A 16,145-nucleotide genomic window follows, 5' to 3' on the forward strand; every position below is an offset into this window, starting at 1 on the left:
GGCGAATTCTACAGCGTTACTCGCTGCTGTCAACACCTCTTTTTCAACTTCCTTTCGACTTCGATGACCTGAAGCAACCTGCTGCCGAAAACTGCATAACTCATTGTTTATCAAGGAGTTTTCCGTTTCGACTGCGCCGGAAGTGGGGCGAATTATAGGCTTCCAGAATCTGCCGTCAAGCACTGATTTGGGTTTTCTATCAGACAGACAAAATCACCGCTTATATATAGACGTGCCTGCAACGATTGCGCAGTATATTGCCCATTACCAAGAGCAATACCCCAAGCTCTCTACCTTCGGACGATGCCACTCAATGAATGATCAGCCTCGCAGCCTTGCCTCGACCTTGTTTTCGGTCGGCCTGCTATTAATAGCCATGGCATCGATCCAGTCCGGTGCCTCCCTGGCCAAAAGCATGTTCCCTGTTGTCGGCGCACAAGGGACCACCACCCTGCGCCTGATCTTTGCCAGCGTAATCATGCTGCTGTTGCTCCGACCATGGCGGGCGAAGCTCACGGCAAAATCTCTGCGCACTGTCATCGTCTATGGCATGGCGCTGGGCGGAATGAACTTCCTCTTCTATATGTCTTTGCGTACGGTTCCGCTAGGGATCGCGGTGGCGCTGGAGTTTACCGGGCCATTGGCGGTTGCCATCTACGCTTCACGCCGAGCTATCGACTTTTTATGGATCGCCCTGGCAGCTGTCGGTCTCCTGCTATTGATTCCCACAGGAGCAACCACAGCGAGCATCGATTTGGTGGGTGCCGGTTATGCATTGGGGGCCGGTGCCTGCTGGGCGCTGTATATTCTTTTCGGCCAAAAGGCCGGTGCCGACAATGGTGTGCAAACCGCCGCGCTGGGGGTGATGATTGCTGCGCTGTTCGTAGCCCCCATCGGGATTGTTCATGCGGGTGCCGCGCTGCTGACCCCCTCACTGATCCCGATCGCCCTCGGCGTCGCCATTCTCTCCACCGCACTGCCTTACACCCTGGAGATGGTCGCCCTCACACGCATGCCGGCCAGGACTTTCGGCACATTAATGAGTATTGAACCCGCTATTGGCGCCCTTTCAGGGTTGCTGTTCCTCCACGAGTACTTGTCGCTGTCACAGTGGATGGCCATCCTGTGCATCATTCTGGCTTCCGTCGGTGCCACCATGACGATGGGCAGTACCGCAAAGCCCGCTGTTGCGGCAGATTGATACAGGAATTGACGAGACTCTGGTATTTACCGCTCAATTAGGCCATGTTTAGGCCCGCAACCCAGTGACAAACATGGACTTTTCAAGACAGGGATATCAGAACGCTTCATGCGAAAGCGATTACAGCCGAACCCGGGCAAAAGACCCGGGACGCTACAAGGACAGCAATGAAACGAATTTTGATACTGATCGCCGTACTTGCAGTTGCGGGCTGCGCGGCGACATCCCAAACCCAGATCAAACACGGCAAGAAAGGACTGCATATCAACTGTTCCGGCCTGTCGTCTTCCTGGGACAAGTGTTATGCGAGTGCCGCGAACTCATGCGCCCCCAAAGGCTACAAAGTCATCGCCAAGTCAGGGGATGTCGTGGAAGAACCGGGGGATTACCCTTTTGGCCTCAATCCGGCCGGGTATACAAGCCGCAGCATGATCGTCATCTGCAAATAGCTTGAAGCCGCCGTGTCAGGCTCTCGGACTTGCAATCTGGCGGCTGGTCTCATCATAACTGGACTTCAGCACCCTGCGCTGCAGCTCCGGAGTAACGAGCATCCGAGCCACCACCAACGCCCCGATGCACTGCGACAGAATGGCCCAAGCCAGGCTGTCGCTCTCCAGCACCTGCGCCCAGCTTTCCTGAAGCTGGCAGATCCAGTGCTCTGCCTGCTGCCGTATCACTACGTCGGAACGGGCGATCTCGGCACCCAGGACCGGTAATGCACAACCGGTTTCCGGATGATCGACGTGGGACATGCTCAAGTAATGCTTCAAGCATCGCTCGAGTTTATCCCGGTCCTGATCAGCCCCCAGTCGTTCCAGGCTTTGACGCAACTCACGCTCGACAATGGACGCGAACAGCTCGTCCTTCGACGAGAAATGGTTGTAGAACGCGCCCCCGCTCAAACCGATCGCTTTCATCAAGCCGTCCACGCCCACACTGGAAAAACCAGACTTCTTGGCCGACACCGAGCTGCTTTGCAGCAGTTTTTCCTTGGTTTCCAGCTTGTGATTGGCCGAGTAACGCATTGCCTTCCCCCTGAGTTGATCGCCTTGACGCTGGCCCGATCGTAGCATAACGTTCGTTCAGTTAACGATCGTTTATCAAAGGGCTACCCATGAATAACAAGAAGGTCGTACTGGTTGTAGGGGCAGGTGATGCCACAGGTGGCGCCATCGCCAAACGCTTTGCACAGGAAGGTTTCATCGCCTGCGTCACCCGGCGCAGTGCGGAAAAACTCCAGCCGCTGGTAGATTCCATCAAGGCCAATGGTGACGAGGCCCATGGTTTTGCCTGCGATGCACGCAAGGAAGATGACGTGATCGCGCTGGTCGAGCAGATCGAAAGCGAAATTGGCCCCATCGAGGCGTTCGTGTTCAACATCGGCGCCAACGTGCCTTGCAGTATTCTCGAAGAAACCGCCCGCAAGTATTTCAAGATTTGGGAAATGGCCTGTTTCTCAGGGTTTCTCAATGCCCGTGAAGTGGCCAAACGCATGGCCAAACGGGAACGGGGCACGATCCTCTTCACCGGAGCCACTGCTGGAATGCGTGGTGCCGCAGGCTTTGCCGCATTTGCAGGTGCCAAGCACGGGATTCGTGCATTGGCGCAAAGCATGGCTCGCGAACTAGGGCCGATGAACATCCATGTCGCCCACATCATCGTCGACGGCGCCATCGATACCGATTTCATCCGCGACAACCTCCCCGAAAAGTACGCGACCAAGGACCAGGACGGCATCCTCAATCCCGATCACATTGCCGAGAACTACTGGTACCTGCACAGCCAGCCACGCGACGCCTGGACCTTCGAACTGGACCTGCGCCCCTGGAGCGAACGCTGGTAAGCCCTCCCGAATAACAATAAGCAGAGAGCATCAACCATGAGCAAAACCGTGGAGTTCTATTTTGACCTGGGCAGCCCGGCCACCTATCTGGCGTACACACAGTTGCCAAAGATCTGTGAGCGGACCGGCAGCCAGCTGACCTATATTCCGATCCTGCTCGGCGGCGTGTTCAAGGCAACCGGCAACGCCTCGCCAGCGACCGTCCCGGCCAAGGGCCGCTACATGTTTCAGGACCTCGACCGTTATGCCAGACGCTACGGCGTGCCACTGAAATTCAACCCGCACTTCCCGATCAACACCTTGATGCTCATGCGCGCCGTCACCGGAATGCAGCTGCGCCATCCAGAGCGCTTTGCCACCTTCATCGATTGCCTGTTCAAGGCGCTCTGGGTCGACGGTCGCAGCCTCGACGAACCGACAACCGTTGCGGCAGTGCTGACCGAGAACGGCTTTGACCCCAACGAAGTGCTGCCCCTGACCGCCGATGAGCACATCAAGGCCGTGCTCAAGGACAACACTGAGAAAGCGGTGCAACGTGGCGTTTTCGGCGCACCCAGCATGTTTGTCGATAATCAGCTGTTCTTCGGCCAGGACCGTCTGGACTTCGTCGTGGAAGCCCTGGGTTAAATATCGATGACCAACCGCCCTTGCGCCGCTCCCGACAGGAGCAGCTCATGGGCGGCCTCGGCGGATTCCAGGTTGAACCAGTGCGGATCGAGAATGGGCACCACACTGCCCGCTTCTATCAGCCTCGCCGCCTCCTGAAGGATCCGGCCATGGTGCTCACGCCCCTTCCCTGTCAACAAAGGTAACAAGGTGAACACGCCGAAATAGGTTGCTCCGCGAAAGGACAGCGGTGCCAGGCTGTGCTGTCCCCAACCGAGGCAACTCACCACATGACCGTGATAGACCCGTGCCGCCTTGAATGACGCATCCAGGGCTTCACCGCCTACCGTGTCATAGACAATGTCAAAACCCTCCCCGTCCGTATGCTCAGCCACGTAGGCCTCCACCGACGTCTTTCGGTAATCAATGAAGGTCGCGCCCAAGCCTTCGATGATTTCCTGCTGTCCCGTCGACCCGGTGGCGAACACCTTGGCACCGAACGCGCGAGCGATTTGCACCGCCACATGCCCGACACCTCCTGCACCACCGTGAATCAGCACTTTCTGACCCGCACGCACCCGAGCGCGATCGACCAATCCTTCCCACGCCGTAATCAACACCAATGGCAATCCCGCCGCTTCGCGCATGCTCAGATTGGCCGGCTTGCGCGCCAGCAGACGCGCATCGACCACCGCGTATTCAGCCAGAGAACCCTGGGCGCCGCCGATTCCCGTCGCCATGGCATACACCTCATCGCCGGGCAGCCAGTCACTGACATCCCCGCCTGAGGCTTCGATGGTGCCCGCCAGATCTATACCCAGTACGGCTGGCAGTGGCTGGCGCGCGTGGGCGGCCTGGCCCGAACGGATTTTCCTGTCCAGCGGGTTGACCCCGCTGGCCGCGATCCGCACCAGTACCTGTCCCGCTCCAGGCACCGGTCGCTGAATCGAAGCCAGGCGCAGGGGGGCATTAGCAGAGTCAACAATCAGCGCGCGCATATGCATTGAGTCATTCATTTCGGCTATTCCCGTCAAAGGTGGTGGAGCCATCTTCCAACAAGCCACTCATGCCGATAAGACGCCGAATAGCTATAGTGATCATTCCCATCTGGCATCAATGAGAAATCCCGTGGACAAACTCCATGCAATGGCGATTTTCGTCCGGGTGGTCGAACGCGGCAGCTTTTCCGCCGTCGCCCGGGAAATGCAGACCACCCAGCCGACCATCAGCAAAGTACTGCGCGCACTGGAAATCGAGCTGAGTGGAAAGCTGATCGCACGCAGTACCCGTCGGTTATCCCTGACCGATGAAGGCCAGCGCTACTACAGCGAGTGCCGACAAATCCTCGCCGCCGTCGATGCAGCCGAGCACCGTTTCCAATCCGGCAGAGAAACGATTGCCGGTCATCTGCGCATCGGCTCGTCGGTCAGCTTCGGGCGCTTGCAGATTGCTCCGCGCCTGCCGGCATTCCTCAAGCGATATCCAGAGATTGAAATCGACCTGCAATTGAATGATCAGAACCAGGACCTGGTCAGCGAAGGCCTGGACGTGACGTTCAGGATCGGGCCATTGAATGACAGTGGCCTGATCGCTCGTCACATCGGTACCACCCACCGGGTAACCGTCGCAACGCCCGCCTACCTCAAGCAACACGGTCAACCACAAACACCGCAGCAATTGAGCGAACACAACTGCCTGCTATTCAACCTGCTGAACAGTCAGAACCTGTGGGTTTACGAGCGCGACGAACAACTTCACGAGGTGCGGATCAAGGGCAACGCCCAAAGCAACAACTCCGAGGCGATTCGCGAGATGGTGCTGGGTGGCTTGGGTATTGCGATGTCACCGGTGTGGCTGTTCAGCGAGGATCTGAAAGCCGGCAGAGTGACAGCGATTCTGCGCGAGTACACCGCGCAATCACTTCCAATACATGCAGTGTCCCCGGCGAATCGTCGCCAATCCGCCAGGGTCAAAGCCTTTGTCGACTACATGAGCCAGGCGCTGCAAGCGGCGCCCGAACTGCAGGCGGTCAAATAGCCGCGGTACGGGTGTTCAACCACTCCAGTGCCGCACCGTCGAGCAACGGGCTCAAGCGCTTGCGCACTTCGGCGTGGTAAGCATTGAACCACTGCTTTTCTTCTTCCGACAGCAGCGACGGTTCCAGGCAACGGGTGTCGATCGGGCACAGGGTCAGGGTTTCGAACTTCAGGAACTCACCGAATTCGCTGGTGCCCGCTTCGCGGTTCATCGCCAGGTTTTCGATCCGCACACCCCAGCGGCCCGGGCGGTAAGTGCCGGGCTCGATGGAGGTGATCATGCCCGGTTGCATCGCGGTTTGCGGTGCGGGTGCTGCCTGATAGGCAATGACTTGCGGGCCTTCGTGAACGTTGAGGAAGTAGCCAACGCCGTGACCGGTGCCATGGCCGTAATCGACGCTTTCGGCCCAGATCGGCGCACGGGCTATCGAGTCCAGCAGCGGCGACAGGATGCCTTTCGGGAATTGCGCACGGGACAAGGCAATCACGCCTTTGAGCACACGGGTGCAATCGCGCTTCTGCTCGGCCGTCGGTGTGCCGACCGGGACCATCCGCGTGATGTCCGTAGTGCCCCCCAGGTACTGGCCGCCGGAATCGATCAGCAGCAGACCATCACCTTCGATCACCGCGTGTTCTTCTTCGGTGGCGTGGTAATGCGGCATGGCGCCGTTGGCGTTGAACGCGGCGATGGTGTTGAAGCTCAGCGACACATAACCCGGACGGCGTTCACGGGCGGCGGTCAGTTTCTCGTCGATGGTCAGCTCGGTGATGCGCTCGCTGCCCGTGAGTGCCGAGTCCAGCCAGGTGAAGAATTCGCAGAGCGCCGCGCCATCCTGCTCCATGGCCTGACGGATGTGCTCGGCGTCAGCCAGGCTTTTTTGCGACTTGGCCAGGGTGGTCGGGTTCAAGCCTTCGACCAGCTTGACGCCGCTGTCGAGGTTATCCAGCAATCCCGCCGTGACCCGCGCCGGGTCGACCAGCAAGCTCGCCCCTTTCGGAACGGCCCGCAACGCGTCGGCCACTTCGCTGTAATCGCGCAGGGTCACGCCATCCTGTTCAAGGACCGCACGCAGTTCGGCATCGACCTTGCTCAACGCCACGAACAGGGTGGCCTGCTGCTGGCTGATCAAGGCGAAGGAAACGAACACCGGATTGAACGACACATCGCCGCCGCGCAGGTTGAACAGCCAGGCGATGTCATCGAGGGTGGCGATGAAATGCCAGTCAGCGCCGCGCGCCAGCAGGGTTTCCCGCAGTTTGGCCAGTTTCTCGCCACGGCTGACGGTCGCCTGCGGAGGCAAGTGCTGATAGATCGGTGCATTCGGCAGGCTCGGGCGGTCGTTCCAGACCTCGCTCAACAGATCGATATCCGTGCGCAGACGAGCGCCACGCTCTTCCAGCTTGCCGCTCAACGTACGTGCGGAGGCCACGGCCATCACCGCACCGTCGACCGCGACCACACCGCCTTCCGGGGTTTGCTCAGCCAGCCAGTCCAGCGGCCCCGGTTGACCCGGTTGCAGCTTGACCAGTTCGATGCCGCTGCCCTTGAGCTCCTTGGTCGCCTGCTCCCAGTAACGGCTGTCGGCCCAGACGCCAGCAAAGTCCGCAGTCACGATCAGGGTGCCGACCGAGCCATGGAAGCCCGACAACCACTGCCGGCCCTGCCAGTAGCCCGGCAGGTATTCGGACAGGTGCGGGTCCGCCGACGGCACCAACAGGGCGTGAATACCCTCGCGGCTCATCAGTTCACGGGTTTGCGCCAGGCGCTGGGGCACCGATCCATTGATCGAAGACTGCGTACTCATCATGACTCCTGCTAACCACTCATCATTATTGTTTAGCGCCGATCGGTGTCGGCGCTTCGAGGCGCTACTGCCAGAATGCCGGAGCACTGGCGCAGGCCGTTTTAATCAGTTGTACCGCTTGATCGATGTCCTGCTCGGTGGTGAAACGCCCCAGGCTCAAGCGAATGGTGCGACTCGCCAAACGCGCGTCATGCCCCAGGGCCAGCAGCACATGGGACGGAGCATTGCTTGCGGAATTGCAGGCCGAGGTCGCGGAAAATGCAATCGAGGTGAGCAACGCCGCCGAATTGAACTCGCCTTCACTGAAGGTCAGGCTCAGGGTATGGGGGATGCGTCGGGTCGGGCTGCCATTGAGGCGCACGCCGGGAATGCCCAGCAATTGATCGAGCAGGCGTTCGCGCAAACGCACGATCAAGGCTTTTTCTTCATCGAACGCAGCCGCCGCCAGGGCAAATGCCGCGCCCATGGCGGCAATCTGGTGAGTGGCCAGGGTGCCGGAACGCAGGCCACCCTCGTGACCACCCCCGTGAATCTGCGCCTGCAAACGCTGGTGCGCGCGCGGCCCGACATACAGCGCGCCAATGCCTTTGGGTCCGTAGAGCTTGTGCGCCGAGAACGACATCAGATCCACCGGCCATTGCGCCAGATCGATCTGCACTTTGCCCGCACCCTGCGCCGCGTCGACATGAAACAAGGCGTCGCGATCACGCACCACCTGGCCAATGGCCGGGATGTCGTTGACCGTGCCCAGCTCGTTGTTGACCAGCATCAGCGACACCAGGAAGGTGTCCTCACGCATGGCTTCGCTGACGGCTTGCGCGGTGATCAGGCCGTCGGCGTCCGGCACCAGATAGGTCACTGCCACACCCGCGTCCTGCAATTGTCTTGCGGTATCGAGGATGGCCTTGTGTTCGATTTGGCTGGTGATGATGTGGCCGCCGGCAACGCCGCGGGCCTGGGCAACGCCCTTGAGGGCAAGGTTGTTCGATTCGGTTGCGCCGGAAGTCCAGACAATCTGTTCAGGCGTGGCGCCGACCAGTTCGGCGACCTGGCGCCGTGCCTGCTCAACGGTTTGCCGGGCCTGTTGGCCGAATGCGTGGGAGCTGGATGCCGGGTTGCCAAAGTTGCCGCTGAAACCCAGACACTCGACCATGACCTTGATGACCCGCTCATCCACCGGCGTGGTGGCGGCATAGTCGAAATACAACGGACGTTTATTCATAAAAGACTCGCAGAGCGTGTTCCGGGATCAGGAGGCTCGTCACTGTAAACATCAACACGCAGCCTCGTGAGCGGCGCCCGGTTTCAGAACGTTACCAATACCTGATCGGATGCTGTTAAAGAAGTACCACTTCATTAAAAGTGCGTAGGAACGCTCCTGAAAAGCGAGCTTAACAGGCATCGGTCGACCGGTTGAAGCAATGCGTCAGCGAAAGCTTTCGAGCAACAGCGGATACAGCGAAGCCACCAGCAACGCGGCCATGCCCCAGTTGAACAGGCGCAACCAGCGACGGTCCTTCAGGACGTTACGCAACAGCGTGCCGCACGCAGCCCAAACGCCCACGCTCGGCAGGTTGATCAGGGCGAATACCGCGGCAATCACGATGACATTGGTGAAGTAACCCTGCATCGGCGTGTAAGTGCTGATGGCACCGATGGCCATGATCCAGGCCTTGGGATTGACCCACTGGAACGCGGCGGCGCCAAGGTAGCTGATGGGTTTTCCTTCAACCTGCTCGCCATCCGAGACTGGCCCGGAATGGGCGATTTTCCACGCCAGGTACAGCAAATACGCGGCACCGACATAACGCAGCACGGCGTAGAGCAATGGATACGTCTGAAACACCGCGCCCAGGCCAAAGCCCACCGCCACGACCAGCACGAAGAATCCGCAGGTAATGCCAAGCATGTGAGGAATGGTGCGGTTAAAGCCGAAGTTCACCCCGGATGCCAGCAACATCGTGTTGTTCGGGCCTGGTGTGATCGAAGTGACGAGGGCGAACAGGGCGAAGCCCAGCAGCAAATCGAGCGAGAGTGTCATGGGTGGCAGTCCATCAGGGTCGGTCAGGTAACGACCCTATCGCACACCCCGGGGGAAACCCACGGACAGTTGGGTAAACTTCCGGCAGTACAGTTTTCGCTTAGCTAGGACGTCCGTGAAGCTGTACAGCACGTCCAGCGTTCATCTCACCCTGTTTGTCGAAACCGAACGATTTTTGCGGCACACCGAGCAATTCGGCTTTTTTCGCCTGGTATTCGTCGAACGACAGACCCCGGCGATTCAATGCTTCCAGGGCGAGTTCCTGGGTTTCTTCAGCGGTGTAGGGCCTCAGTTCCGGAGCAGGCTGACTGGCGCATCCGGCGAGAACGGAGACGGTCAGCAGCAACAAAGTGGCGATCAGAGGTTTCATGTTCAGGCGTCCTGGCATCTGGGTTCGGGGCAATGAACACAGGCTACTCGCGCCTTTGGCCGGGTAAAAATCATCGCTCTCGATAGTCGCTATCGAGTTTTCCTGATGCTGCCAACCTGTAGCAGCTCTTATATTCAAAAAAGATCTATAAATATCAATCAACGATCTTTTGAGGAATAACAAATAGCCTTTATAACAACTGCATCCCCTGACGCACTGTTGCTCACGCAACTGTTCGCCAGGCAACAGTCAATCAACAAACAGCCCTTGGAAATCAACAGCGCGGCCTGATCAAGTCGCCGCAAGCCCCGTAGAACGTGGCTTCGAGGGATTGGTACAGCTCTTGCTCAATGGGGAAAAGCCCAGTGATGACTCACTGCTCCCACAGCAACTGTTTAAAAAGGAACTGATCATGTCACGTCCATTGAAAGTCGTTGCCGTCTCCGGCGGCACCTGGCGTCCCTCCCGCACCCTGGTGCTGACCCAAGCGCTGTTAGCGCAGCTGGCCGAGCAACTGCCGATCGAGAGCCAGTTGATCGAACTGGGTGACATCGCCCGGCCTTTGGGCGCGGCGCTGTCTCGCCAGGAACTGAGTGAGGACGTCGAAGCCGAACTGCAAGCGATTGAAAATGCCGATCTGCTGATTGTCGCCGCGCCGGTTTATCGCGGTTCCTACCCTGGCCTGCTCAAGCACCTGTTCGACCTGATCGATCTGAATGCACTGGTCAACACCCCGGTACTGCTGGCCGCCACCGGTGGCAGCGAACGTCATGCGCTGGTGCTCGATCATCAGCTGCGCCCCCTGTTCAGTTTTTTCCAGGCGTTGACCTTGCCGATTGGCGTCTATGCCACCGAAGCCGATTTCTCCAATTACCAGATCACCAGCGAACTGCTCAGGGCCCGCATTCAATTGGCTGCAGAACGCGCGGCGCCGTTGTTCGGCGTGCACCCCAACAATCTGCTGAAAATCGCTTAAGGAATTCGTCATGGATGTTTTCTGGTTTCTGCCGACCCACGGCGACGGACATTACCTGGGCACCACTCAGGGCGCACGCCCGGTCACCCTCAACTACCTGAAACAAGTGGCACAGGCCGCGGACAGCCTCGGCTACCACGGTGTATTGATTCCCACCGGACGCTCCTGCGAAGACTCATGGGTGATCGCTTCAGCCCTGGTGCCGCTCACCGAGCGCTTGCGTTATCTGGTGGCGATCCGCCCGGGGATCATTTCGCCAACGGTGTCGGCGCGCATGGCCGCCACCCTGGATCGGCTATCCGGTGGCCGCTTGCTGATCAATGTGGTGACCGGCGGTGATCCCGACGAAAACCGTGGCGACGGCAGCTTCCTCGATCACAGCGAACGCTACGAAGTCACCGACGAGTTCCTGAAGATCTGGCGCCGGGTATTGCAAGGCGAATCGGTGGACTTCGAAGGCAAACACCTGCGGGTACAGAACGCCAAGGCGCTGTATCCACCAGTGCAGAAACCTTATCCGCCGCTGTACTTCGGCGGCTCGTCCGATGCCGCACACGACCTGGCCGCCGAGCAGGTCGATGTCTACCTGACCTGGGGCGAACCACCGGCCGCCGTGGCGCAGAAACTCGCCGATGTCCGTGAACGTGCCGCCCGTCACGGGCGCACCGTGAAGTTCGGGATTCGTTTGCATGTGATCGTCCGCGAAACCGCTGAAGAAGCGTGGAAAGCCGCAGACAAACTGATCGAACACATCAGCGACGAAACCATTGCCGCCGCACAGAAGTCGTTCTCGCGCTTCGACTCCGAGGGTCAACGGCGCATGGCCGCGCTGCATGACGGGCGGCGCGACAACCTGGAGATCTCGCCCAATCTGTGGGCCGGCGTCGGCCTGGTGCGTGGCGGTGCCGGGACGGCGCTGGTCGGCGACCCACAGCAGGTCGCCGCGCGCATCAAGGAGTACGCGGACCTGGGGATCGAGAGTTTCATCTTCTCTGGCTACCCGCATCTCGAAGAAGCGTATCGCTTTGCCGAACTGGTCTTCCCGCTGCTGCCCGAGCCGTACGCGAGTCTCGCCGGGCGTGGCGTCACCAATCTCACCGGGCCGTTTGGCGAAATGATCGCCAATGATGTGTTGCCGGCCAAAGCCACAGCCTGATCCACGCAATACCTGTAGGAGCGAGCTTGCTCGCTCCTACAGGGGATCTGCGTCTTTTGAAAAGGAAAACAGCGTGACTGCCAAGCCGCAAAGCGCCCTGATCCCCCCGTTGCAGACCGCCCGTCAATTGGCCGCCGAATTTGCCCTGACCGCCGTCGAGCGCGACGAACGCGGCGGTACACCCAAGGCCGAGCGTGACGCGCTGCGCCACAGCGGGCTGCTCGCGTTAAGCATTCCCACCCGGTTCGGCGGCCTCGGCGCCAACTGGAGCGAAACCCTGACCATCGTGCGTGAGTTCGCCAAAGTCGACAGTTCGATTGCCCATGTGTTCGGCTTCCATCACCTGATGCTCGCCACCGTGCGCCTGTTCGCCCGCCCCGAACAATGGCAGCCATGGTTTGAACAAACGGCGCGCAAGAACTGGTTCTGGGGCAATGCCCTCAACCCGCTGGACACCCGCACCGTGGTGAAAAAACTCGATGGCTGGCGCGAGTTTTCCGGCAAGAAAAGCTTCTGCTCCGGCGCCAGCGATTCGGAGATGCTGATCGCTTCGGCGGTGGACGAAAGTGCCGGCGGCAAACTGCTGATCGCCGCCATCCCCAGCGGTCGCAGCGGCATCACCTTGCACAATGACTGGAACAACATGGGCCAGCGCCAGACCGACAGCGGCAGCGCCACCTTTGAACGGGTGCGGGTCGAAGAATCAGAACTGCTGCTCGATCCAGGTCCGTTGAGCACGCCGTTCGCTTGCCTGCGCCCACTGATTGCCCAGCTGACGTTCACCCATATGTTCCTCGGCATTGCCGAGGGAGCGTTCGAAGAAGCGCGCCAATACACACTGACCGAGACTCGGCCATGGCACAAATCCAGCGCCCGGGAAGTCAGCCAAGACCCTTATGTACTCGGCCACTACGGCGAATTCTGGGTGGCCCTCGAAGGGGTGCGGCTGTTGGTGGAGCGCGCGGCTGACTTGCTCGACAAGGCTTGGGCGAAAGGCCCGAACCTGAGCGCCGAAGAGCGCGGACATGTGGCCACCGCCATCGCCACGGCCAAGGTCGCCGCCACGCGCAATGGCCTGGAACTGTGCAGCCGCTTGTTCGAAGTCACCGGCGCACGCTCGACCCACGCCTCGCTGCGCCTGGACCGCCACTGGCGCAACCTGCGCACGCAAACCCTGCACGACCCGGTGGATTACAAACTCCATGAACTGGGTGACTGGGCGCTGAACCAGGCCTTGCCGATTCCGACTTTCTATTCATAACTGCCCAACAAGGAGCGTGCCCCATGCAACTGCTGACCTTACCGCCCTCGCCCGCTCTGGCCACGTCGATCCGCGCCACGGCCCAGGTGTTCGAAGACCCGAAATCCCAAGCCTTGCTCGCCCACTTGCAACAAGTCGCCCCGAGCGAAGCCAGTGTGTTGATCATTGGCGAAACCGGCACCGGCAAGGAGTTGGTGGCACGCCATATCCACAACCTCAGCGCCCGGCGCAACCGGCCGTTTGTGGCGGTGAACTGCGGTGCGTTCTCTGAATCCCTGGTCGAGGCCGAGCTGTTCGGCCATGAAAAAGGCGCCTTCACCGGCGCCCTCAGCGCCAAGGCCGGCTGGTTCGAAGAGGCGGACGGCGGCACCCTGTTCCTCGATGAAATCGGTGATTTACCGATGGCCATTCAAGTCAAGTTGTTGCGGGTGCTGCAAGAGCGCGAAGTGGTGCGCCTGGGTTCGCGCAAGAGCATTCCCATCGACGTGCGGGTGTTGGCAGCGACCAACGTGCAACTGGAGAAAGCCATCAACGCCGGCCATTTCCGCGAGGATCTGTACTACCGGCTGGACGTGGTCAGCCTGGAGCTGAGCCCGCTGCGTGATCGCCCCGGCGACATCCTGCCCCTGACCCGTCACTTCATCGACGCCTACAGTCAGCGCCTCGGCTACGGCAGCATCACTATCAGCAAAGAAGCTGAACTGAAACTGCGCAGCTACAGTTGGCCGGGCAACATCCGAGAGCTGGAAAACGTCATTCACCACACCCTGTTGATCTGCCGTAACGGCATCATCGAACGCGATGACCTGCGCTTGTCCAACATGCGTATCGAGCGTCAGGACGATCACCACGCCCAAGTCGACGACTCAGCCGAGGCCCTGCTCGACCGGGCATTCCAAAAGCTGTTCGAGGAACAGGCCGGCGCGCTGCATGAAAAAGTCGAGGACGCCTTGCTGCGGGCGGCCTACCGCTTCAGCCACTACAACCAGGTGCACACCGCCGCGCTGCTGGGCCTGAGCCGCAACGTGACCCGCACGCGCCTGATCAAGATCGGCGAACTGGCGGTGAACAAGCGACGACCGACGGAAAACGTGCAGGGCGAGCGCTTGATGCAGTTGTCCATCTAACAGGCGCTTGCGCCGACTGCTGCGAATGACGGTTGCTGATGTGCTCGGGGCTCGGCTATTGGCATCCGGGACAGATCTGAAATTGTGGCGCGGCCATCGCGGGCAAGCCACGCTCCCACAGGGTTTGAGTAGTTTGCACATTTCGTGAACGACCCAAAAAGCTGTGGGAGCGTGGCTTGCCCGCGATGGCGTCCTTGTCCTCAATAGAGAATCAGAACCCCGGCGCAATCTGCCCCTTGTAGCGCGTCAAAATGAACTGCCGAACCTCATCGGAGTTCAACGCCTTGGCCAGTTTCTGCACGCCTGGGTCGTTGATGTTGTCTGGTCGCGCCACCAGGAATTCGACGTACAGACTCTTGCCCTTCTCGACGATCAACGCGCTGTTGGTGTCGATCCCCGCTTCCAGCGCGTAGTTGGCGAAGACGAACGCCAAATCCACCTGACTCACCGAACGCGCCAGCAGCGCGCCTTCCAGCTCACGGATTTTCAGGTGCTTGGGGTTTTCGGCGATGTCCCGTTGCGTCGCCAGGGTGTTGCTCGGGTCCTTGAGCTTGATCAGTCCCGCTTCGTGCAACAGCACCAAAGCGCGACCGGTGTTCACCGGATCGTTGGGGATCGACACGGTGGCGCCGTCCTTGAGCTCGGAAATGTTTTTGATCTTGGTCGAATAGGCCCCGAACGGTTCGATGTGCACACCGACCACCGGCACCAGGTCGGTGTGGCGGGTCTTGTTGTAGTCATCGAGAAACGGCCGGTACTGGTAGTAGTTGGCGTCGAGGTTCTTCAGCGCCAGTTGCTGGTTGGGCTGGATGAAATCGGTGAAGACCTTGATGTCCAGGTCTACGCCTTCCCTGGCCAGGGTCGGTTTGACGAATTCGAGGATTTCCGCGTGCGGCACCGGCGTGGCGCCGACGGTCAGTTTTTCGTTGGCGTGAACGCTCAGCGAAATCAAGGCAGCCAGAACGGCCAGGGTCTTTTTCATGTTGTGCTCCTAGGCAGATAGAGTGGCCGTCGTGGGGCGGACGTGGGGCCGATTGTTGGTTTTGAACAGAATGTTTATCGGTGGCTGTAGCGCGCCACCAGTCGGTCGCCGCTCATTTGCAAGGCCTGGACCAGGATCAACAGCAGCACTACGGTGACCACCATCACGTCGGTCTGGAACCGCTGGTAGCCATAGCGGATCGCCAGGTCACCCAGACCACCGCCGCCGATCACACCGGCCATCGCGGTGTAGTCCACCAGCACGATGGCGGTCACTGTCACCGCCGCCAGCAGCCCTCCCCGCGCCTCGGGCAGTAAAGTGAAGCGGATGATTTGCCAAGTGTTGGCGCCCATGGCCTGGGTCGCCTCCACCACTCCGCGATCGACTTCGCGCAATGCGGTTTCCACCAGCCGCGCGAAGAATGGCGTGCAACCGACCACCAGCGGCGGAATGGTCCCCGGCACGCCCAGGGACGTGCCCACCAGTAAGGTGGTCAGGGGAATCAGCACGATCAGCAAAATGATGAACGGCAGCGAACGCAGCATGTTCACGATCACCGACAGCACCCGGTAAACCCCGACCGCTTCATGCAACTGGCGCTTGCCGGTGAGGAACAGCAACACCCCCAGCGGCAAACCCAGCAACACGGTGAAACCAAGGGCCGCACCGAGCATGCTCAGGGTGTCGAGACAGGCCTGGCCGATGTCGGCCCAATAAATGTTCTTGAACAATTCAGCCATG

At 59.9% G+C, this 16,145-nt stretch carries 17 protein-coding genes; 9 read left to right on the forward strand and 8 right to left on the reverse strand.

What is annotated here, in order from left to right; translation table 11 throughout:
* Positions 1–313: 313 nt before the first annotated feature.
* Together rhtA and AC1Q6D_RS14385 are read left to right on the forward strand one after the other, a co-directional pair.
* Positions 314–1,201 (forward strand): threonine/homoserine exporter RhtA, encoded by an 888-nt coding sequence (gene rhtA, locus AC1Q6D_RS14380; protein ID WP_103406312.1) that lies wholly within the window; start codon positions 314–316, stop codon positions 1,199–1,201.
* 167 nt (positions 1,202–1,368) lie between these two features.
* Positions 1,369–1,650 (forward strand): hypothetical protein, encoded by a 282-nt coding sequence (locus AC1Q6D_RS14385; RefSeq protein ID WP_047527319.1) that lies wholly within the window; start codon positions 1,369–1,371, stop codon positions 1,648–1,650.
* Positions 1,651–1,665: 15 nt separating this feature from the next.
* Here AC1Q6D_RS14385 and AC1Q6D_RS14390 read toward each other — a convergent pair whose 3' ends face one another.
* On the reverse strand, positions 1,666–2,226 hold the full coding sequence (locus AC1Q6D_RS14390; RefSeq protein ID WP_047527317.1) for a TetR/AcrR family transcriptional regulator: 561 nt from the start codon (positions 2,224–2,226) through the stop codon (positions 1,666–1,668).
* Between the two features lie 89 nt (positions 2,227–2,315).
* On the opposite strand from AC1Q6D_RS14390, the gene AC1Q6D_RS14395 reads away from it, so the two are divergent.
* On the forward strand, positions 2,316–3,044 hold the full coding sequence (locus AC1Q6D_RS14395) for an SDR family oxidoreductase (RefSeq protein ID WP_103406274.1): 729 nt from the start codon (positions 2,316–2,318) through the stop codon (positions 3,042–3,044).
* 36 nt (positions 3,045–3,080) lie between these two features.
* Positions 3,081–3,671: a 2-hydroxychromene-2-carboxylate isomerase gene (locus AC1Q6D_RS14400; protein ID WP_103406275.1), complete on the forward strand. Its 591-nt coding sequence runs from the start codon at positions 3,081–3,083 to the stop codon at positions 3,669–3,671.
* Here AC1Q6D_RS14400 and AC1Q6D_RS14405 read toward each other — a convergent pair.
* Complete coding sequence (locus AC1Q6D_RS14405; RefSeq protein ID WP_103406276.1) at positions 3,668–4,666, reverse strand: zinc-dependent alcohol dehydrogenase family protein; 999 nt, start codon at positions 4,664–4,666, stop codon at positions 3,668–3,670. The genes AC1Q6D_RS14400 and AC1Q6D_RS14405 overlap by 4 nt on opposite strands.
* A gap of 100 nt (positions 4,667–4,766) precedes the next feature.
* Between AC1Q6D_RS14405 and AC1Q6D_RS14410 the strand changes: the two genes are divergently transcribed.
* Positions 4,767–5,687, forward strand: a complete 921-nt coding sequence (locus AC1Q6D_RS14410) for a LysR family transcriptional regulator (protein WP_178083163.1) — start codon at positions 4,767–4,769, stop codon at positions 5,685–5,687.
* On the opposite strand, the gene AC1Q6D_RS14415 is transcribed toward AC1Q6D_RS14410, so the two are convergent.
* The 4 genes from AC1Q6D_RS14415 to AC1Q6D_RS14430 form a co-directional block, all read right to left on the reverse strand.
* A complete protein-coding gene (locus tag AC1Q6D_RS14415) occupies positions 5,680–7,491 on the reverse strand; it encodes an aminopeptidase P family protein (protein WP_103406278.1) in 1,812 nt (603 codons plus the stop codon). The genes AC1Q6D_RS14410 and AC1Q6D_RS14415 overlap by 8 nt on opposite strands.
* Positions 7,492–7,555: 64 nt before the next feature.
* Positions 7,556–8,713, reverse strand: a complete 1,158-nt coding sequence (locus AC1Q6D_RS14420) for a cysteine desulfurase family protein (RefSeq protein ID WP_103406279.1) — start codon at positions 8,711–8,713, stop codon at positions 7,556–7,558.
* 204 nt (positions 8,714–8,917) lie between these two features.
* Positions 8,918–9,532: a LysE family translocator gene (locus tag AC1Q6D_RS14425; RefSeq protein ID WP_103406280.1), complete on the reverse strand. Its 615-nt coding sequence runs from the start codon at positions 9,530–9,532 to the stop codon at positions 8,918–8,920.
* A 100-nt stretch (positions 9,533–9,632) separates the two neighbouring features.
* Positions 9,633–9,902 (reverse strand): hypothetical protein, encoded by a 270-nt coding sequence (locus AC1Q6D_RS14430; RefSeq protein ID WP_103406281.1) that lies wholly within the window; start codon positions 9,900–9,902, stop codon positions 9,633–9,635.
* A 412-nt stretch (positions 9,903–10,314) separates the two neighbouring features.
* Here AC1Q6D_RS14430 and msuE point away from each other — a divergent pair, with 412 nt between their 5' ends.
* The 4 genes from msuE to AC1Q6D_RS14450 all read left to right on the forward strand — a co-directional run bounded on the left by msuE (position 10,315) and on the right by AC1Q6D_RS14450 (position 14,422).
* Positions 10,315–10,878, forward strand: coding sequence for an FMN reductase (gene msuE / locus AC1Q6D_RS14435; RefSeq protein WP_103406313.1), 564 nt, complete (start codon positions 10,315–10,317; stop codon positions 10,876–10,878).
* A gap of 10 nt (positions 10,879–10,888) precedes the next feature.
* Positions 10,889–12,034, forward strand: coding sequence for an FMNH2-dependent alkanesulfonate monooxygenase (gene ssuD / locus AC1Q6D_RS14440; protein ID WP_103406282.1), 1,146 nt, complete (start codon positions 10,889–10,891; stop codon positions 12,032–12,034).
* A 73-nt stretch (positions 12,035–12,107) separates the two neighbouring features.
* The gene (locus tag AC1Q6D_RS14445; RefSeq protein WP_103406283.1) at positions 12,108–13,295 is read left to right on the forward strand and encodes an acyl-CoA dehydrogenase family protein; all 1,188 of its coding nucleotides are present in this window, start codon (positions 12,108–12,110) and stop codon (positions 13,293–13,295) included.
* Positions 13,296–13,318: 23 nt separating this feature from the next.
* On the forward strand, positions 13,319–14,422 hold the full coding sequence (locus tag AC1Q6D_RS14450) for a sigma-54 interaction domain-containing protein (protein ID WP_103406284.1): 1,104 nt from the start codon (positions 13,319–13,321) through the stop codon (positions 14,420–14,422).
* A gap of 211 nt (positions 14,423–14,633) precedes the next feature.
* Here AC1Q6D_RS14450 and AC1Q6D_RS14455 read toward each other — a convergent pair whose 3' ends face one another.
* Together AC1Q6D_RS14455 and AC1Q6D_RS14460 are read right to left on the reverse strand one after the other, a co-directional pair.
* Entirely contained in the window at positions 14,634–15,404 is a 771-nt protein-coding gene (locus AC1Q6D_RS14455; RefSeq protein WP_103406285.1) for a MetQ/NlpA family ABC transporter substrate-binding protein, read from the reverse strand.
* A gap of 74 nt (positions 15,405–15,478) precedes the next feature.
* Complete coding sequence (locus AC1Q6D_RS14460; RefSeq protein WP_047527298.1) at positions 15,479–16,144, reverse strand: methionine ABC transporter permease; 666 nt, start codon at positions 16,142–16,144, stop codon at positions 15,479–15,481.
* Position 16,145 lies beyond the last annotated feature (1 nt).

It is taken from the genome of Pseudomonas sp. MT92 (assembly GCF_058792515.1).